The following is an 18,765-nucleotide window of genomic DNA, read 5'->3' on the forward strand; positions in this document are numbered from 1 at the left end:
CACCTCCGCGATCAAGGAAGATAGTAGAACGGATTCGGCAGCTTTACGCTTGTCTCTCCACGCGCTTCGCCGTTCAGGTCGCTCCACTGATCGCCCATGTTCAATACGATGCGGTAGCCTGCATCTACGATCTTTTGTCGTTCCCGGCTCTTATAGGCCACGGTAGTCATCTGCTTCTGCGCTCCCTTCCGTAGCGCCAGCCCCTTCCATCCTTTGAATCCGGCAAGCTCCAGGTTGTGAGCCGTAGCCTCTCGCAACTCATCCCATCGACCCGTGATGAAGAAGACATCGACTCCTTCGCTACGCGCCTTGTTGAATAGTCGCAGTGTTCCCGAGATGGGCGCAGCCGCCTCGGGCGTTGTCATCCAGTGGTTCATCTGTGTGAGAAAGAAACCGTAGTCCTCGCGCCTCAACTCGCAAAAGCCGGACAGCGATGTCTCATCTATATCGAGCACAGCAGCGAGTCTCTCGTTGGGCTTTCTGGAAGCGACCGCGCGATCAAGCACTGCCTCGGCGCGGCGGGTCTGCGCCTCCAGATCGGCCCAGTAGCAGCCATCATCGCCCACACACTCTGCATAGTCGGCAAGGCGGTAACGCTCCACGCCGAAATTGGGAACGGGCTCAGCAGAGACGAGCACGCTGGAATCTGCGGCCGCCTTCTCTGCTGTTTCGCGAATCTGTTGCGCTGTTGGCCGATGGGCAGGCGTAAGAGTTACAGGCCTGCCACCGGGTTCTACAGGACAAGCGGGCGGTCCCGGAGGCCCTTGTGCCAGCATCATCTGCGTCAGCAGAGCCATTGCAAGAAAACCGGGCCTGGTCCTCATTGAATCGCCTCCACCACGATGATTCTCCTGTACGGCATGGTGCGGAAGAGGTTATCGTCGCTTCTGTTCTCCGTCTTCATCATGGCTATGCCCGGGAGGTCGCCTCATCCGCGTAAAACTCCTCAATCTGCTTTGCATACTTCTTCTCAATCACGCGGCGTTTCAACTTCAGGCTAGGAGTCAGCTCGTCCGTCTCTACGCTCCACTCGTCTGGAACGACGCATACGCGTTTGATGCTCTCGAAGTGGGCCAGACCTTGATTGACACGACCCACGATCTCTTCATAGGCCTTGACGACCTTTGGGTCTTTGGCCAGTGATTCCATGTCATCGACAGTTACCCCTTGTCCGCTGGCCCAGCTTTTGAGAGCGGCAACGTTCGGTGAGATCAATACGCAGGCAAATTTATGCTTGTCGCCCACCATGGCTGCATTGCCCACCAGCGTGTTGGCCTTCAGCTTGTTCTCGATGGGCTGGGGTGCGATCAGCTTGCCTCCGCTGGTCTTTAGCAGCTCTTTCTTACGATCGGTGATTGAGAGAAATCCCTCGGCATCCTGGTTTCCAATATCTCCTGTCCTGAACCAGCCATCCGCCGTAAAGGCCTCACGCGTCTGATCGGCCTTGTTCCAATAGCCGACAAAGACAGACGGTCCTTTCACCTCGAGCTCTCCGTCTTCAGCGAACCTGCACTGTACGTTTTCGAGCGATCTACCAACCGTGCTGATCTTGTTAGCGTCGGGATAGTTCAATGCGATTACAGGCGAGGTCTCCGTGAGTCCGTAGCCTTCGAGGATGGAGATGCCGGCATCGGCGAACCACCCTCCCGTGTCGATCCCGAGCGGAGCTCCACCTGCGATAAAGATCCGCGTGCGACCGCCAAAGGCCTCGGCAATCTTGCTGAAGACGAGCTTGTGGGCCAGCTTCCATGCAAGTCCTCCCGGCCTTCTGTCGGTGATAATCTCCGCCCTGTGCTGCTTGCCCACGGCAAAAGCCCACTGGAAGATCCTGTGCTTCAACGGGGATGCGGCAGACTTCGCCTCGACGGCCTGGCGAATCTTCTCATAGACGCGTGGTACGGCGACGAAGATGGTAGGACGCACGATCTTCATCGCCTCCGCAAGCTGCTCGAACTTCACGCAGTAGGCAAGCTTCGTGCCATGGCACAGCAGAGCGTAGTCCAGGTGGCGCGCTGTTACGTGCGACAGCGGCAGGAAGGAGATGCTGACATCCTCTTCCCCCAGTCCAAGCGGGCCGGTGGAATAATTCAGATTGCTCGCAAGGTTTCCGTGGGTCAACATGACTCCCTTGGGTTCGCCCGTCGTGCCCGAGGTATAGATGATGGTTGCCAGGTCCTCTGGCTGGACGTTCTGCAGCATGGCGTCGAAGGCGGCATCCCTCTGCTGCCTTCCGGCAGCATCCTTCATCAGCTCGGAGAAGGCCGTCGCTCCTTCGTAGCTTCCGGGGTCCATCACCACCACATGCTCAAGGTCGGGCAGTTCCCCCGCCTCGCAGATCTTCTGAAACTGCTCCTGGGTTGAGACGAAGATCGCCCGGGCTCCTGAATCGCGAAGCATGTAGCCGATCTGATCCGGTGTAAGCGTGGGATACAGAGGAATATCAACCGCTCCAATGGCGAGTACCGCGAAATCGACCACAGGCCACTCCCATCGGTTTTCGCACAGCAGGGCCACGCGATCTCCCTTTCCAATCCCCCAGGTCATGAGGGCATCGGCCAAAGAACGGACACGGCCATACAACTGGTCCGATGTGATGGAGGACCACTGCGTGGGTGACTCCTGCGCCATCATCACGACACGATCGCCGCGCCCCGTGGCCCGGACCAGAACATCATTCAACGTTTGCAGATCAAACATATGTATCGAACCATCCTGTCCTGTTATGCCCGATTCCCTGTCTGGCGGCGCGGGGTATCGAAAGATAGAAGCTCATCATGACACGCTCCCAGACTGTGCCACTCTATCCTCGCGAGCGGATATTCCATGCAGTAACACATCGATGACCTGGCGGGCGGTTGCCCTGGCATCGTACGTACGCCCGGTAAAGACTGCGGAACTCAAGAGCTCATCGATTGCTCCGAACATGCAATGCGCCACAACGCCATCGGAGATGTCCTGCCGGAAGATCTTCTGCTCCTGCCCTTGACGAATCACCTCGCGCACCATCTGGATATACCGCACGAGATGATGATGGGAGAACCGGGCGAGAAACTGCGCGCTCTGGCGCATCTCCGTCTGCATCAGGATCGTCATGCTGCGATTGATGCTGTGACTCTCCAGGTGCACCTGGGCAATGTACTCCAGTTGCTCGCGGGGATCAGACAGCATCCGGAATCGCTCCTCCACCCGGTTGAAAAAAATACCGAAGGTGCTGTCGATCGCCGTGCGCAGAACGTCGTCCTTGCTCTTGAAGTAGAGATAAATGGTTCCGTCCGCCACTCCAGCTCGCTTGGCGATGGCGCTGACGGGCGAGTTGAAATACCCCCGCTCGGCGATTATCTCAACCGCAGCGTCGAGAATGCGCTGGTACTTATCGCTGCCGGGTCCGGTTGCAGTGGTGGTCGCCCTCCCCGCCTCAGCCACGCCAGCCCTCCGTCTCTCTGCCAAACTGTTCAGTGTCGCTCGTCCCACAAGATTCCAGTTCTCGTCACTCTAAAGAAACTGATTCCGGTTGCCAAGAATCAACTGCGACGCTCAAAGAACAACCCCCGGCACTGGCCGGGGGTGCTGTTGCTGTTATTCCTGAGTGAAGGATGTCCTAAGCCTGTGGCTTCGGGCTCAGACGAACGAACTTCTTCGAGCGGTCAGCCCACTCAAGCAGCAGCGTCTTTGCAAGGCCGCTGTCAGAGAGAGAGATGTGCTCTTCGATGAGCGTCTTCAGGTCATTCTGAGATTCGGCTTCCGCTGAATCAAATGGCTGAGGATCAATAAATTCCGGATGATACTTCATCTCAGACATGAAGGAGCCATCCTCATCCAGGACCCAGGCCAGGCCTCCGGTCATGCCTGCACCGAAGTTCATACCGGTCTTGCCGAGTACGACGACCGTTCCTCCTGTCATGTACTCGCAGCCGTGATCTCCCACACCCTCGACGACCGCCACGGCGCCCGAGTTCCTTACCCCGAAGCGCTCGCCTGCTCGTCCGGCAGCAAAGAGCTTGCCTGACGTGGCGCCATAGAGTGCAACGTTGCCCAGAATGACGTGCTGTCCGCTGTCCCTGGCGGCGAGGCCGCGAGGACGAATGACGATCTCGCCACCGGATAGGCCCTTGCCGACAAAATCGTTGGCCTGTCCGTCCAGGACCAGCTTCATTCCGTCGACTGCGAAAGCCCCGAAGGATTGCCCTGCAGTGCCATGAAGATCGAAGGTGACATCTGCGTGCAGATCGCCCTGGGAGCGGCGGAGCGAAAGTTCACCGGCAAGGCGCGAGCCGAGCGCGCGGTCGGAGTTTGCGATCTGCGACTCGATCACATAAGGCTTGCCGGCGTCCACAGCCTCGAGAGCGGGTGCTGTCCACTTCTCATCGATCGGCGGTTGCGGCAGAGGCTGATCGTTCCTGCCGCCCATCCAGCGGCGCGGACCTTCGGCAGCCTGCGCCAACATGGGAGCCAGATCGAGATTGCCATCAAACCTGACCTGCTCCAGCAGGTCTGAGCGGCCAATGGCTGCCTCGAGAGAGGGCAGACCATAACGGGCGAGCAGATGCCGCAGATCGCCGGAGAGTTCCTCGAAGAAGCGGACGATGTGCTCCGGCTTGCCGCGGAACTTTGCCCGCAGCTCCGGCTTCTGGGTTGCGATACCGGTCGGACACGTGTTCAGGTGACACTGACGGGCCATGTCGCAGCCCAGGGCTACCAGTACTGCCGTTCCAAAGGCGTATTCGTCTGCACCTAGCAGCGCCGCAACCAGGACGTCGCGAGCGGTCGCCAGACCACCGTCGGTGCGGAGGCGAACCCGTCCGCGCATACCGTTCTGCATCAGGACCTGTTGTGCCTCAGCCAGTCCGAGCTCCCAGGGGTTCCCGGCATACTTGATGCTCGACAGGGCAGCCGCGCCGGTTCCGCCGGTGTTTCCGGCAATGACCACGTAATCGGCGTATGCTTTGGCAACGCCAGCGGCGACCGTTCCCACACCACAGCCGGAGACCAGCTTGACGCCGACTGCGGCCTTCGGATTTACGCGCTTAAGGTCATAGATCAACTGAGCGAGGTCTTCGATGGAATAGATATCGTGATGCGGCGGCGGCGAAATAAGCGCGACACCCGGTTGCGCATGACGCAGCCGCGCGATAAGGCCGCTGACCTTGTGCGCGGGAAGCTGACCGCCCTCACCGGGCTTGGCTCCCTGCGCCACCTTGATTTCGATCTCTTCGGCATGGGCCAGGTACTCAGCAGTGACGCCGAAGCGGCCGGAGGCAATCTGTTTGATCTTGTTGTTCAGCGAGATGTGTACCGCAGGCGCCGCCAGAGGCTCGGCTACGGCGACGCTGCCCTGAGCATTCACAGCAGCACTGGAACCGCCGGTTCCGGGAAGATTGGAAACTCCCGCAGAGATCTCGCGGTATACGGCAGCATCCTCTCCACCCTCGCCTGTGTTCGACCGCGCTCCCAGCATGTTCATTCCCGCCGTGATCGTCTGGTGGGCTTCCGGGCTGAGAGAGCCGAGCGACATGGCGCTGGCGACAAAATGCTTGACGATGCTCGACGAGGCTTCGACCTCGTTGAGCTGGAGCTCAGGACCAGCCGGACGGATCTCCAGCAGATCGCGCAGGACCGCGGGGTCGCGCTCTACGACATCCTTGGTGTAGATGGCGAAGGCGGCAGAAGGATCGGTGGGTGGCGGAACATTACGCGCACTTCCGACAACGGATTGCAGAGCCTTGACCGTCGGCGGCTGCCAGGCGTGAGGTTCTGCCGTTTCGGCCTTGCGGAACCGAACCCAGCCATAGTCCGGCAGATCGGCCTGCACAGCTGAACCGTCGGCCGGGTGCCAGGTCTGCCTGATCTGGCGATCCAGTTCGGCGAATCCGATTCCTGAGATAGGAGCCGGCGTATTGGGGAAGCACCGCTCCACGACACTGGAGTGAAGCCCGAGAATGTCGAATTGACGGGCGCTGCGGTAGCTGTCGACGACGGAGATTCCCATCTTCGACATGACTTTGGCCAGACCGGCATCAAGCGCCTTGAGCATCTTCTTCTCGGCGACATCGGGATCGGTGCCAGCCGGAGCCAGAGCGCGACCAGTCTCCAGGGCAAGCCACGGACAGACAGCTCCCGCGCCATAGCCGATCAGCACGGCGACATGATGGATGTCGCGGGCGTCTCCGGCCTCGACCGCGATGCCGGTCAGGGTACGGAGTCCTGCAGCGACGAGGGCCTGATGGACTGCACCGGTAGCCATAGCCATGGGAACCGGCAGCGTCTGCGTGGTTGCAGCACGATCCGTCAGAAGCAGCAGACGGGCACCGTTGCGCACCAGGTCAATGGCATGGTTTGAAAGCTGGTCGAGCGCCTGCAGGAGCGTCATGCCGGGAGCAAAGACGCAGGACAGCTCGGCAAAATTAAGCTCCGAGGAATGCGGATACTCTCCAGAGCGAAGGGCCTGCACCTGGCCGAGCGACAGGAAAGGCGAGGAGAGCGACAGACCCGGCAGTGGCGAGTTCTTATCCAGCAGATGCGGCCAGGGGCCCAGACGGGTATGCAGCGATACAACGCAGGCTTCACGCAGCGGATCGATGGCAGGATTGGTGACCTGCGCGAAGCGCTGGCGGAAATACGCATACACCGGACGAGGCGTGCGGGCCAGAAAGGCCAGCGGCGTGTCGTCGCCCATCGACCAGACGGCATCCTTGCCATCGGCTGCCATCGGCTGCAGGATCATCCTGACGTCTTCGCGGGTATAGCCAAAACCCTTCTGGATAGCAGTCAGGGCAGCGGCCTCCGGAGTAGATACAGCCCTGGGGACGAGCGGAGCATCCTCAAGCAGCCTGGAGTAGCTTGGGTCGGCATCGAAGAGCGACAGGAGTTCCTCGTCTTCGTAGACCCTCTTCTTCTCGAGATCGACAACGAGCATCTGGCCGGGCCCCAGACGTCCGCTGTGCACCACTTCGTTGGGGTCAAGGTCTACCAGGCCGATCTCAGAACCAGCAACGACCAGACCGCCCTGGGTAATGGCAAAGCGACACGGACGCAGACCATTGCGGTCGAGGATCGCTCCAACCAGTCGTCCATTCGAGAACGCGATGGCTGCTGGGCCATCCCAAGGCTCGGTGCAGTCGGAGTTATAGCGAAGGAACGACGAGTTGCGTCCGGAAGCTGCCGCGGGCGGCATCACCATGCGCATGGCCTCGGCCAGCGTGCGGCCGTTCTGCGAGATCAGTTCAACGGCCTCGTCGAGACTGGTGGAATCTGTTCCGCCCTGCGTCAGGACAGGCTTGCACTCCACCGGAAGGGTTGAATCACGGGCAGCCATGCGGGCACGATTGCCCCAGACCGTGTTGATCTCTCCGTTATGACCGATAGTGCGGCCGGGCTGCGCGCGATGCCAGGTGGGAAGGGTGTTGGTAGCGTAACGCTGATGGAAGATGGCAAACGGTGTGACGAACTGGGGAGATGCAAGGTCGGGGTAGAACGAGGCCAGGTCGTGGCCCGTACACATTGCCTTATAGACGATGGTCTGGGTGGAGAGCGAACAGATATATCCATCGACATCGCCGTTCTCGTGCGAACGCTCGAACTGCTTTCTGGCGAGGTAAAGGCGGCGCTCCATCGTCGACGGATCGCCCTGATCGCCATCTGCAACGAATATCTGGCGGATCTTTGGCATGGTCGAGAGCGCCATCTCGCCCAGGTATTCGGTACGAACTGGAACATCGCGCCAACACAAGACCTTAAAGTCGTGCGATAGCAGAGCACGTTCAATAAGGGCCTCTGCTCGGGTCTCTTCCTTCGGGATGAAGACCATGCCAACACCGAGAAGAGCGTCGGAGGCGAGGGAAAGTCCTTCGGTCTGAATCAGGAAGTCCCTCGGAATCGCGGAAAGCACGCCTACACCGTCGCTGCTCTTTCCATCGGCGGCGGTAGCGCCGCGATGCGCCAGACGCGCCAGCGCCGTAAGCGCCTGCGTCAGAATTCCATGGGACGCCGCGGCATCCACTGAGGCGACAAAGCCGACTCCGCAGGAGTCGTGGTCAAAACGTTCATCAATCAGAGACGGCGCCTGAGACGACCGTGACCTTTCCGATGATGGCCCAGGCGTAGAGGCGGAGACGAGGGGGCGAAACCTTTCCATAATTCACTATACGTCCGATGAAGGGCAATTTCACCGGATAACCTTTCCGTCAAGGTGGGGCCGATGTTCCTCGTGGAACATCGTTGTATAAATATACACTGGAATGTATATTTATACATAGCCAAGACTTTCTCTTTACACAAGTCCGGGCAGAAACGGCTCTGAAACGACGATGAAACAACAACGTCATACCGTAATTCGCGAGTTGCTGGCTAAGGGACCTATCGCCAGCCAGGACGAGCTACGGAGAAAACTTGCAGGGCGTAACTTCCATGTTACACAAGCAACGCTCTCTCGTGATATCCACGAGCTGAGATTGTCGAAGGGACCAGAGGGCTATTCGCTGGCAAATAACGGCGATCACGAGGAGGACTCTCTCCCCGGAATTCGCGAGGTACTTCAAAGCTTTGGACTTGAGGCCAGGCAGGCAGCAAACTTACTTGTAGTGATCACAACAACTGGCGGAGCCCAACCCATCGCTGCCGGAATGGACTATGAAGACTGGCCAGAGGTCGTCGGAACCATCGCCGGGGACGATACCGTATTGATTATCTGTCCGGACATGGAAAGGGCTACCCAACTCAGGAAGCGGATTGAGGATTACATTGGCTAATCTTGACACCATCGAAAAGACTGCAGCGACCGACACCGCGACAACATTCCAGAACGCCACCCTGTCGCGGCCTCCGAAGATTGCCATCGCTGGCGTAAGCGGATATGCAGGCGGCGAGCTTGCGCGCCTGTTGCTGCGCCATCCCGGCATGGAGGGTACGGCACCGATGTTTCTGGGCCGAGCCGGTGAATCCGGCGACGCAGTGAATACCCTGGAATCGCTCCACCCCAATCTCGTGGGCATCGGGACGGACGCGATTCACCCTATCCAGCCTTTCCATTGGGATCGCCTTGCAGATGCAGGGACTGAGATTCTCTTCCTTGCCCTGCCCCATGAGCAATCGCGGGAGTGGGCGCCGGAAGCAATTGCGCGCGGCATGCGGGTGATCGACCTCAGTGGAGCGTGGCGACTGCAGGATGAGCAGAATCGCGCAGTCTATAAGCTGCACGATGCCGACCCGGAGGCTGCGGCCAGGCTGCAGGAAGAGGCCGTATATGGCAATCCTGAGCTTTATCGCGATGCCATCCGTGCGGCGCGGCTGGTGGCCAATCCGGGATGCTACTCGACTTCTGCCATTCTCGCGCTGGCCCCACTGGTGAGGGCAGGCGTGGTCGATCTGGAGACGGGCATCATATGCGATGCGAAGTCGGGCGTCAGCGGAGCCGGAAAAGCGCCGACCGCGAAGACGCACTTTATGTATGCCGCAGATAATCTTTCGGCATATTCGGTCTTCGGCCATCGCCATACGGGTGAGTTGCTGGAGCAACTCTGTCTCAACCCGGAGCAGATTCAGTTCACTCCGCATCTTTTGCCTATTCCGCGGGGAATTCTTGCGACCATTTATCTGCGGCTGAAATCGCCCGCGAAGACGGAAGAGATCGAGAGCCTCTTTCGCGAGTTTTACAAAGGCAGTCCGCTGGTGCGTCTGCACGCAACACCACAGCTGCCGCAGATTCAGCACGTGGTTTCCACGAACTTCTGCGATCTGGGATTTGCGCTGGGGCCCGACGGGAAGCGTCTGATCGTTGTCTCCTGCCTGGACAATCTGCTGAAGGGCGCCGCCGGACAAGCGGTCCAGAACATGAACCTGATGTGCGGGTGGAAAGAAGAGGAGGGCTTACTGTGAGATTCGTCGTTAAGCTCGGTGGCGCGGGTCTCGAGAACCCGAAATTGCTGCACGCGGCGGGGAAAGCGATTGCCGAGCTGGTGGCCGATGGCAACCAGGTGGCGGTCGTGCATGGCGGCGGCGTGCAACTGACGCGCACGCTGGAGCAATTGGGAAAGAAGAGTCAATTTATCTCCGGCCTTCGTGTCACCGATGCGGAGACCAGGGATGCGGCGCTGATGGTGCTCGCCGGCCGGGTCAATAAATCGCTGGTCGCTTCCCTTGCCTCTCACGGCCAGGCTGCCGTAGGTCTCTCGGGTGGAGATGGACATGTTTTTCGCGCGCGCAAGAAGAAGACAGACCCCGACCTCGGCTTCGTCGGCGAGATTGCCTCGGCAGACGCACGCTGGCTGGAGGCCATTTGGACGATGGGCGCAGTTCCGGTGATCTCTTCGATCGCGCTCGGTTTCGATGGGGAGTACTACAATATCAATGCGGATGAGATGGCAGCAGCCTGCGCCATCTGCACGAAGGCTGACGCACTGGTCTTCCTGACCGATGTGCCGGGCGTAAAGGGGGCCGATGGCAGCGTGATGCGCTGGCTGACGCTGGGTGAGATTCCTGCTCTTCAGAAGCAGCAGGTCATTTTCGGGGGCATGTTGCCCAAACTGAACGCCTGCAAACAGGCGCTGTTGAATGGCGTTAAGCGGGTACGCATTCTGCCTGCGGAGGCGGCGGCATCGCTGCCCGATCTCTGCTCAACTCGAGTCAACGACGGAACGGAGGTCATGGTCGCATGAGCCTTGCATCAATTCAGGCTGCGGAGAGCAAGCTGCTGTTGAACACCTATGAGCGCAACCCCTATCTGTTCGTCTCAGGGAACGGAGTTTACCTGGAAGACGAGAACGGCGCCCAGTTTCTCGATCTGCTGAGCGGAATCGGCGTCTGCGCTCTCGGGTACGGCCATCCTGCGATCAACAAGGCAATTGCCGAGCAGAGTGCTCGCCTGCTGCACACCTCGAACCTGTTCTTCCACCAGGGCACGGCAGAGCTAGCTCTGCGCCTGACCGAGATGAGCGGTATGGACCGCGTCTTCTTCTGCAACAGCGGAACCGAGGCGTGGGAGGCCGCGCTGAAGCTGGCGCGCGCCTATGCGACCAAGGCTCGTGAAAACGGTAAAAAACTGGGCACGAAGTTTCTCGCGCTCGAACACAGCTTTCATGGCCGCACGATGGGCTCGGTAGCGACTACTCATAAAGATAAGTACCGCCTTCCGTTTGCTCCGGTGATGCCGGACGTCGAGTTCGTGCGATTTAACGACGTCGCCGATCTGAGGGCAAAGTTCTCTGATGAGGTCTGCGGGATCTGCCTGGAAGTCCTGCAGGGCGAGGGCGGAATCAATCCGGTCTCAAAGGAGTTCTTTGCCGCTGCGCGAGAGCTTTGCGACTCAACCGGAGCACTGCTTATCGCCGACGAGATTCAGAGCGGAGTTGGTCGAACCGGAAAGTGGTTCGCCTATCAGCACTATGGCATTCAGCCGGATGTGACCACGCTGGCCAAGCCGATTGCGGGAGGAGTCCCCATGGGCGCAATGCTGTGCGTCGAAAAGGCCGCTTCCGCCATTACGCCGGGGATGCATGGAACCACCTTCGGCGGCGGACCGCTGGCCTGCGCGGTTGCGACGGCCGTGATCGACACGATGCAGCGCGAGAACCTGCTGGCCCATATCGACGAGGTCGGCGGATTCTTCAAATCGCAACTCGAGGAGCTGAAGGCGAAGCACGACTGCGTAACGGATGTGCGCGGCCTGGGTCTGATGCTCGGTATCGAGCTGAATTCGGCAGAACTTGCGAAACGTGTGGCCGCGCAGATGATGGAGCGGCACATCATTATCAACCGGACGAGCGAAACCGTGCTCCGCTTTCTACCTCCCTACATTCTCGAGAAAAAACATGTCGAGCTGGCCATCGACGCACTCGACGAGATTCTGAAAGCGAACACGGAACTTGCCGGCGCTGTGCCGGCTGGAGAAAAGGTACATGGGTAGCAAAACCGTCATGATGAATTCGAAATCCGATAGCTCCGGCCCTGAGGTTCCACCTCGCAAGTCGACGGCCGTACTCGGCATCCAGTCCGATACGGCATTTAACGAGGCAGCCAAGCGACTCTGCGGACGCGACCTTTGTTCCATCAGTGATCTGAGCGTCGAAGAGATGGCCGCCGTCATGGAGCTGGCCCATGCCGTGAAGAACTCTCCGGAGGACTTCCGCCATGCCCTCGATGCGAAGCAGATGGTAATGTTCTTTGAAAAGGCTTCTCTGCGTACCCGCCTCACCTTTGAGGCAGCAATCAACACGCTGGGTGGCAACGCTATCTTCGTCGACCAGACACAGTCGCCTCTTGGCGAGCGCGAGTCTCTGCCGGACGTTGCTCGCAACCTGGAACGCTGGATGAGCGCAATTGTTCTGCGCACTTACTCGCACGAGACGATCACGGAGATGGCTGCGTGCTCGAAGATCCCGGTTATCAACGCTCTCTCCGACCTGGAGCATCCCTGCCAGGCAATCGCCGATTTCCTTACCCTGGAGGAGCGATTTGGCTCGGCTGAGGGACTTCGCTTTGCCTATGTGGGCGACGGCAATAACGTCTGCCACTCGCTGATGCTGGCGGGCGCGCTGCTCGGCTCGCATGTCAGCGTTGCGACTCCCAAGGGTTTCGCTCCCAAACTGGAGATCATCCATAAGGCAATTGAGATCGCCGAGCAGACTGGCGGTAGCATTACGCTGCTGCACGATCCTATCAAGGCCGTAACCGGAGCCGATGCGATCTACACTGACGTCTGCACCAGCATGGGATTTGAACATGAAGCGACGAAACGCGCCCCCATCTTCAAGCCCTACCAGGTAAATGAAGAACTGATGAGCAATGCACAGCAGGATGCCGTCTTTATGCATTGCCTGCCGGCACACCGCAACGCTGAGGTCACCGATGCGGTATTGGATGGGCCGCAGTCCATCGTCTTTGATCAGGCAGAGAACCGTCTGCACGCTCAGAAATCGCTCCTGCTGATGCTGCTGGGCGGGGCCAAGCGTATCTCGAGTGCCCGTGGACGTGGAACACAGGCGCGCAAACGTCCTTCGCTGGTGTAGTTGCAGCAGAGGCAAAGGAAAAGGAGCTCCGGAAGTGAGCAAGATGTGGTCAGGCCGTTTCAGGGAACCACTGGATTCGGCCTTTGAAGAGTGGCAACGATCGTTTCCGTTCGATGTGCGGCTGCTTCCCCAGGAGGTGGCCGCGTCGAAGGCGCACGCACGTGCGATTGCCGCTGCGGGCATCCTGACGGATGCGGAGCTTGCGAAGATGCTGGGTGGACTCGATCGAGTGATCCCCTTTTCAATCGAAGAGACGACAACAACCAGCAGCAGCGATCCGAATGCCTCGTTGTCATCACACTTCATCCGAATCGTTGCTCTGAGCCCGCAGGCAGAGGACATCCACCACTTCGTCGAGCTGCAGCTCACGAAACTTATCGGAGACCTGGCCCTCAAGCTGCATACCGGGCGCAGTCGCAATGAACAGATCGCCACCGATATGCGTCTGTTCGTACGCGATGCGATCGATCAGACGCTTGAGGGATTGCTGGCGTGGCGCGAAGCCCTGGTCCATCAGGCCCGGTCAGCAGGCGACGCTGTCATGCCCTCTTACACGCATCTGCAGCGGGCAGAACCTGTTCTCACCGCACACTGGCTGCTGGCCTATGTGGCCATGCTGCAACGCGACTTCAGCCGGCTGATGGACTGTCGCAGCCGCCTGAATCTATGCCCTCTGGGTTCAGGAGCGATTGCTGGCGCGACTCTGGCTCTCGATCGCAACATCGCCGCAGAGGCACTCGGTTTCGATGGTCCCACGCCCAACAGCATGGACGCGACCAGCGACCGCGACTTTGCGCTGGAGTTTACGCAGGCAATCTCCACGTTGGGCCTTCATATCTCGCGCTTCGCCGAAGAGCTGACCCTGCACTCTACCGCGGAGTTCGGATTCCTCGATCTCCCGGAGCGCTTTTCTACCGGATCGAGCGCGATGCCGCAGAAGAAGAATCCCGACCTGACCGAGCTGATTCGCGGCAAGACAGGACGCCTGCAAGGTGCCGCCATCACGCTTGCAACCATCGTCAAGGGACTTCCCCTGGCCTACAACAAGGACCTGCAAGAGGGCCAGGAGCCCGTCTTCGACGCCGCTGACACGATTCATGGAATCCTTCTGCTGCTGCCGGAGTTTACGCGGGCCCTCCGCTTCCGCACCGAAGTGATGCAATCGGCGGCGGAAAAGGGCTATCTGAACGCGATGGCTGCTGCAACGTACCTCACCCACAAGGGTGTTCCCTTTCGCAAGGCGCACGAGAAGATCGGTCAGGCCGTCAGGCTGGGCCTTGAGACGGGCCGCGAGTTGAATGAACTGACGCTCAAGGAGCTTCGTGGCTTCGGAGAAGAGTTCAGTGAGGACTTTTTCGATGCCATTTCTCTTGAGGCAACCGTCGATTGCCACGATGTGATCGGGGGCACTGCCCGAAATCGAGTGGGGGATGCCATGGAAGATGCCTCCCGGCAGATTGAGTCCGATCGGGCCTCGCTAGCATCAAAAAAGTCTGCGAAACTTGGCTTGGAGTCCGTTTCCCTTGTCTAACTCGACCCTGATGCCGATAAGCGACTCGACCTCATCCTCGCGTCCGCGCGTCGGTGGAGCGGTCGTACGTCCGGCAAAGCTCCCGGATGCGGTTAACATCTTTGAGCTGGTCAATTCGCTTTCAGGGGACGGTACGCTGCTACGGCGCAGCTACGCTGAGATCTGCGAGAATGTCCGTGACTTTGCCGTAGCCGAGAGTGAGAGCGGTGTTTTCCTGGGCTGCGGAGCTCTGCACCTTTACGGTCCTCACCTGGCTGAAGTGCGATCCATCGTGGTGAAGCCTGAGGCCAAGGGGCAAGGCGCCGGGGGAAAGCTGTTGCGCGCCCTGCTGGCAGAGGCGGAGGACCAGGGGGTCACCTGCGTCTGCCTGTTCACACGCATTCCGGATTTTTTCTTTCACTTCGGCTTTCGCGTGGTGGACCGCACGGTGCTGCCGGACAAGATCTACAAGGACTGCCAGACGTGCCCGCGTCTCTATGCCTGCGACGAAGTCGCCATGGCTCGCGGACCGATTCCGCGCATCGCCGTTCTTGGGCCAAACCGGTTTCCTCAGCCTGAGCTTGTGAAGCTGCAGGCTGGCTCAATCGCGCCTCCGAACCCCAAGGACAAATAGCGCTTCGGATCGATGCTGGGTCGATCATCGACCTTTTCCCATTTTCTCCTCCGGTAATCGCCAGAATCCACCTGCTTCCCTTTCGCTTATGAGCATCACCCGGCATACTATTGGCGAACGACGAGGAGAAGCTGGATGGATGCTCTGACGCTTCATCGGATCCACTTTGCATTTACCATCACCTATCACTACCTCTTCCCCCAATTGACGATGGGGCTCGCTCTACTGATCTTCGTCATGAAGTTGATAGCTCTGCGGACGAACGATCCTGCTCAACGGGAGCGCTACGACGAAGCCTCCCGTTTCTGGGCCCGCATCTTTGCTATCAACTTCGTTCTTGGCGTGGTAACCGGGATTCCGATGGAGTTTCAGTTCGGCACGAACTGGTCTGAATTTTCACGACGAACCGGCGGAGTCATCGGCCAACCTCTGGCGATGGAAGGCGTCTTCTCTTTCTTTCTTGAGTCTGCCTTCCTGGGGTTGCTTATGTTTGGCGAGAAACGAATCTCGCGGAAGCTCCACACGCTCTCAGCCTTCATGGTCTTCCTGGGATCGTGGATCTCAGGGTTCTTTATTATTGTGACGGATGCCTGGATGCAGCATCCGGTCGCATACCAGCAGCTTCCGAACGGCACATTTGAGGTCACCAGCTTCTGGGGACTGATGATGAATCCATGGGCGTGGCTGCAGTATGCCCACAACATGTCCGGCGCTGTCATAACGGGAGCCTTCGTCATGGCCGCCACGGGAGCGTTATATCTTCTTCAACGCAAACACGAGGAGTATGGACGACTGTTCCTGAAGGTAGGAGTCGTGGCGGGTATTGCATCCTGTATTGCTCAGATCTTTCCTACCGGCGATCTGCACGGCAAATACATGGCACGGCACCAGCCGGCGGCCGTAGCGGGTATGGAGGGTCTCTTTCATTCCACACCGGGTGCGCCCATTGTGCTGATGGGACAGCCAGATGTCGAGAAGCAGACCATCGACAATCCGCTGGCTGTCAATAAAGTACTCAGCTTTTTGATCTATGGAACCACCGCAGCCGAGGTAAAAGGACTCGATCAGTTTCCGCAGGATCAGTGGCCGTCTGCGCTTCCATTGCTGTTTTACAGTTACCACATCATGGCCGGGCTCGGAACCTACTTTGCTGGATTGATGATCCTGGCGGGATTTCTTCTGTGGCGCGGTCACATTTATCACGCGCGTTGGCTGCTGTGGCCCATCCTGTTAAGCTTCCCGCTTCCCTACATTGCCAACACAGCAGGATGGATGACCGCGGAGCTGGGCAGACAGCCATGGCTCGTATACGGGTTGATGCGAACGTCGGAAGGCTACTCCAAACACGTGGGGCCAGGCACAAGCCTGTTTACACTGCTTGGCTTTCTGGGGATGTATTCGGTGCTCTCAATTCTCTGGATTGTGTTGGTCTACACCGCCATCCAGAAAGGACCGAAGGCGCCCGTGGTAGACGAAGGACACGACGGGCACACACTGACGACCGCATAAGGAGAGTGCGATGGGGACGATCTGGTTCTGGATTGTAGCGGCGATGCTGACCATCTATGTAGTGCTGGACGGGTTTGACCTCGGGGTCGGCATTGTTTATTTGATAGTAGCTCGCACCGAGCAGGACAGGCGAAAGGCTATGCATGCCATCGGGCCGGTCTGGGATGGCAACGAGGTGTGGCTGATCGCCGGAGGAGGCACGCTCTTCTTTGCCTTCCCTCTTCTGTACGCCTCTTCGTTCAGCGGCTTTTATCTTCCTCTCACTATCGTGCTTTGGCTGCTGATCGTGCGCGGCTTAAGCATCGAGCTTCGCGCACACACGCACGACAGCGTCTTTATGAGCTTGTTCGATACAACGTTCGCGCTTTCGAGTCTGATCCTTGCGGTATTCTTCGGGGCGGCCCTAGCCAACGTTATTCGCGGTGTTCCCCTTGGAGCTGACAACTACTTCTTTCTTCCTCTATGGACAAACTGGCGAACAGGACCGAACCCGGGAATCCTGGACTGGTACACCGTTTTGGGAGGTCTGCTCGCGGCAGTGGCATTGGCAATGCACGGCCTGCTCTATCTGGCATTGAAGACCAGGGGGGCACTCAATGAGAAGTCGGTTGCATGGGCGAAAAAAGCGCTCCCGATAGTAGCCATTCTCACCCTGGCGAGCGTCCCGGCCACCGTCATCGCGCGACCTGCTTCCCTGATGCACTACCAGGAACACGGACTCGCGTGGCTGGCGCCGGCGATGGTTGTTGTCAGCCTCATTACGATCGCCATCTCACTGGCCCGCGGATGGGAGTGGAGAGCCTTTATCGGTTCCTGCACCTACCTTGCTGCAATGCTGGTTGGTGCTGCGGCTGGGCTCTTCCCTGTCGTACTGCCGAGTGTAGGAACGGAGGGCCAGAGCATCACCATCGATCGCGCGCTCGCGGGTCCACACGCGGTCCGGGTGGGGCTTATCTGGTGGACGTTCGGGATTCTGCTGGCCCTTGGCTACACCGTGACGGTGTACTGGCTCTTCCGTGGCAAGGTCCCGGAGCACACAGAAGGATACGGCCACTAAAACTCCCGCTCACCAGGCGTGGTGAAAGCCATCCTTCTCCGTGAGGTGGACTTCGGTGCGGAAGAGATCGCTGAGCGCGGGCGCGGTCAGCAGTTTGGATTTCGGTCCATCTGCAATGATGCGGCCATCTTTCATCATCAGGATGCGGTCGATCTCGGGGATGATATCGGAGACGTGATGCGTGATCAGAAGGATTCCAGTTCCCTGCTGCGCCAGACGCCTCATCAGGCTGCGGAGCTCCTGCTGGGCGGCAATATCGAGTGCATTCGACGGCTCATCAAGCAGGAGCATCTGCGAAGAGGCCACCAGCGCGCGGCCGATCATAATGCGCCGCTGCTGACCGGCAGACATATGCCCCACGAGCTTGTCGCGGAACGGTTCTGCGTCGATGAGAGCGAGTACTTCGTCGGCGCGGGTGAGCATTTCATTGGTGACAGTCAGATTGGGCCACAATGTCGAGCTGGAGAAGAAGCCCGTGAGGACAGCGTCGCGTCCCGTCGTCGTAAGCGTCTGTTTGCCGGGAAGCTCCGTCGAGACGACACCGAGGCGCTTCTTGAGTTCCGTCAGGTCCCAGCGGCTGCGACCGAAGATGCTGACCTCGGTCTCCGGCTGAACGATGGGATAGCACTCACAGGTGATGGTCTTGATCAGGGTCGACTTTCCGCAGCCGTTCGGGCCAAGAATGGCGATATGCTCACCGGCGTTCACCGACAGATTGACGTCGTGAAGGACGACGTTCTCGCCACGGGCAACGTTCACATGGGAAAGCTGCAGGAAAGGCTCGGATCTTTGTGAGTGCATCGTCTAACGATAACGTCCTCGGGTGACGTTATCGAGCATCATGCATCGAATGAATAGCATTATCAGCAGGATCGGAGAAAAATGAGATTCAACACATCGAACAGTGACGAAAAGATCGCTTACGCCCTGCTGCGTGCCGTGGCTGGAATGAATCTGCTGATGCACGGTGTGAGTCGTCTGCTGGCTGGATCGGAGGGATTCGCAGCACACTTGACCGAACAGTTTGCTCAGTCTCCGCTGCCCGTTCCTCTGGTTC

Annotated in this window: 14 protein-coding genes; 9 read left to right on the top strand and 5 right to left on the bottom strand. The window is 59.0% G+C overall.

The window, feature by feature from the left end:
- Nucleotides 1-11: 11 nt before the first annotated feature.
- The 4 genes from GWR55_RS04765 to GWR55_RS04780 all read right to left on the bottom strand — a co-directional run bounded on the left by GWR55_RS04765 (nucleotide 12) and on the right by GWR55_RS04780 (nucleotide 8,131).
- On the bottom strand, nucleotides 12-824 hold the full coding sequence (locus tag GWR55_RS04765) for an HAD family acid phosphatase (RefSeq protein ID WP_162401233.1): 813 nt from the start codon (nucleotides 822-824) through the stop codon (nucleotides 12-14).
- A gap of 85 nt (nucleotides 825-909) precedes the next feature.
- The gene (locus tag GWR55_RS04770; protein WP_162401234.1) at nucleotides 910-2,697 is read right to left on the bottom strand and encodes a long-chain fatty acid--CoA ligase; all 1,788 of its coding nucleotides are present in this window, start codon (nucleotides 2,695-2,697) and stop codon (nucleotides 910-912) included.
- 75 nt (nucleotides 2,698-2,772) lie between these two features.
- Nucleotides 2,773-3,423 (bottom strand): TetR/AcrR family transcriptional regulator, encoded by a 651-nt coding sequence (locus GWR55_RS04775; RefSeq protein ID WP_162401235.1) that lies wholly within the window; start codon nucleotides 3,421-3,423, stop codon nucleotides 2,773-2,775.
- A gap of 175 nt (nucleotides 3,424-3,598) precedes the next feature.
- The gene (locus GWR55_RS04780; RefSeq protein ID WP_162401236.1) at nucleotides 3,599-8,131 is read right to left on the bottom strand and encodes a glutamate synthase-related protein; all 4,533 of its coding nucleotides are present in this window, start codon (nucleotides 8,129-8,131) and stop codon (nucleotides 3,599-3,601) included.
- 172 nt (nucleotides 8,132-8,303) lie between these two features.
- Between GWR55_RS04780 and GWR55_RS04785 the strand changes: the two genes are divergently transcribed.
- From GWR55_RS04785 to cydB, 9 genes are all read left to right on the top strand, one after another.
- Nucleotides 8,304-8,744, top strand: a complete 441-nt coding sequence (locus GWR55_RS04785) for an arginine repressor (protein WP_162401237.1) — start codon at nucleotides 8,304-8,306, stop codon at nucleotides 8,742-8,744.
- A 61-nt stretch (nucleotides 8,745-8,805) separates the two neighbouring features.
- Complete coding sequence (gene argC, locus GWR55_RS04790; protein WP_162403776.1) at nucleotides 8,806-9,870, top strand: N-acetyl-gamma-glutamyl-phosphate reductase; 1,065 nt, start codon at nucleotides 8,806-8,808, stop codon at nucleotides 9,868-9,870.
- Nucleotides 9,867-10,649: an acetylglutamate kinase gene (gene argB / locus GWR55_RS04795; RefSeq protein ID WP_162401238.1), complete on the top strand. Its 783-nt coding sequence runs from the start codon at nucleotides 9,867-9,869 to the stop codon at nucleotides 10,647-10,649. The genes argC and argB overlap by 4 nt, the downstream gene beginning before the upstream one ends.
- The gene (locus tag GWR55_RS04800) at nucleotides 10,646-11,896 is read left to right on the top strand and encodes an aspartate aminotransferase family protein (RefSeq protein ID WP_162401239.1); all 1,251 of its coding nucleotides are present in this window, start codon (nucleotides 10,646-10,648) and stop codon (nucleotides 11,894-11,896) included. The genes argB and GWR55_RS04800 overlap by 4 nt, the downstream gene beginning before the upstream one ends.
- A complete protein-coding gene (argF, locus tag GWR55_RS04805) occupies nucleotides 11,889-12,998 on the top strand; it encodes an ornithine carbamoyltransferase (RefSeq protein WP_162401240.1) in 1,110 nt (369 codons plus the stop codon). Before GWR55_RS04800 ends, argF begins: the two co-directional genes overlap by 8 nt.
- 43 nt (nucleotides 12,999-13,041) lie before the next feature.
- The gene (argH, locus tag GWR55_RS04810; protein WP_162403777.1) at nucleotides 13,042-14,529 is read left to right on the top strand and encodes an argininosuccinate lyase; all 1,488 of its coding nucleotides are present in this window, start codon (nucleotides 13,042-13,044) and stop codon (nucleotides 14,527-14,529) included.
- Nucleotides 14,530-14,539: 10 nt separating this feature from the next.
- Nucleotides 14,540-15,142: a GNAT family N-acetyltransferase gene (locus GWR55_RS04815; protein ID WP_162403778.1), complete on the top strand. Its 603-nt coding sequence runs from the start codon at nucleotides 14,540-14,542 to the stop codon at nucleotides 15,140-15,142.
- 135 nt (nucleotides 15,143-15,277) lie between these two features.
- On the top strand, nucleotides 15,278-16,651 hold the full coding sequence (locus GWR55_RS04820) for a cytochrome ubiquinol oxidase subunit I (RefSeq protein ID WP_162401241.1): 1,374 nt from the start codon (nucleotides 15,278-15,280) through the stop codon (nucleotides 16,649-16,651).
- A gap of 10 nt (nucleotides 16,652-16,661) precedes the next feature.
- Nucleotides 16,662-17,708: a cytochrome d ubiquinol oxidase subunit II gene (gene cydB / locus GWR55_RS04825; protein ID WP_162401242.1), complete on the top strand. Its 1,047-nt coding sequence runs from the start codon at nucleotides 16,662-16,664 to the stop codon at nucleotides 17,706-17,708.
- A 9-nt stretch (nucleotides 17,709-17,717) separates the two neighbouring features.
- On the opposite strand, the gene GWR55_RS04830 is transcribed toward cydB, so the two are convergent.
- Nucleotides 17,718-18,509, bottom strand: a complete 792-nt coding sequence (locus GWR55_RS04830; protein WP_162401243.1) for an ABC transporter ATP-binding protein — start codon at nucleotides 18,507-18,509, stop codon at nucleotides 17,718-17,720.
- Nucleotides 18,510-18,765: the final 256 nt, after the last annotated feature.

This window comes from Edaphobacter sp. 12200R-103 (assembly GCF_010093025.1).
Classification (GTDB): domain Bacteria; phylum Acidobacteriota; class Terriglobia; order Terriglobales; family Acidobacteriaceae; genus Edaphobacter.

Excerpts from the sequence above, each read along its gene's own strand:
- GWR55_RS04765 (WP_162401233.1), bottom strand. The coding sequence starts at position 824 with ATGAGGACCAGGCCCGGTTTTCTTGCAATGGCTCTGCTGACGCAGATG.
- GWR55_RS04770 (WP_162401234.1), bottom strand. The coding sequence starts at position 2,697 with ATGTTTGATCTGCAAACGTTGAATGATGTTCTGGTCCGGGCCACGGGG.
- GWR55_RS04780 (WP_162401236.1), bottom strand. The coding sequence starts at position 8,131 with ATGGAAAGGTTTCGCCCCCTCGTCTCCGCCTCTACGCCTGGGCCATCA.
- GWR55_RS04785 (WP_162401237.1), top strand. The coding sequence starts at position 8,304 with ATGAAACAACAACGTCATACCGTAATTCGCGAGTTGCTGGCTAAGGGA.
- GWR55_RS04800 (WP_162401239.1), top strand. The coding sequence starts at position 10,646 with ATGAGCCTTGCATCAATTCAGGCTGCGGAGAGCAAGCTGCTGTTGAAC.
- argF (WP_162401240.1), top strand. The coding sequence starts at position 11,889 with ATGGGTAGCAAAACCGTCATGATGAATTCGAAATCCGATAGCTCCGGC.
- argH (WP_162403777.1), top strand. The coding sequence starts at position 13,042 with ATGTGGTCAGGCCGTTTCAGGGAACCACTGGATTCGGCCTTTGAAGAG.
- GWR55_RS04815 (WP_162403778.1), top strand. The coding sequence starts at position 14,540 with ATGCCGATAAGCGACTCGACCTCATCCTCGCGTCCGCGCGTCGGTGGA.
- GWR55_RS04820 (WP_162401241.1), top strand. The coding sequence starts at position 15,278 with ATGGATGCTCTGACGCTTCATCGGATCCACTTTGCATTTACCATCACC.
- cydB (WP_162401242.1), top strand. The coding sequence starts at position 16,662 with ATGGGGACGATCTGGTTCTGGATTGTAGCGGCGATGCTGACCATCTAT.
- GWR55_RS04830 (WP_162401243.1), bottom strand. The coding sequence starts at position 18,509 with ATGCACTCACAAAGATCCGAGCCTTTCCTGCAGCTTTCCCATGTGAAC.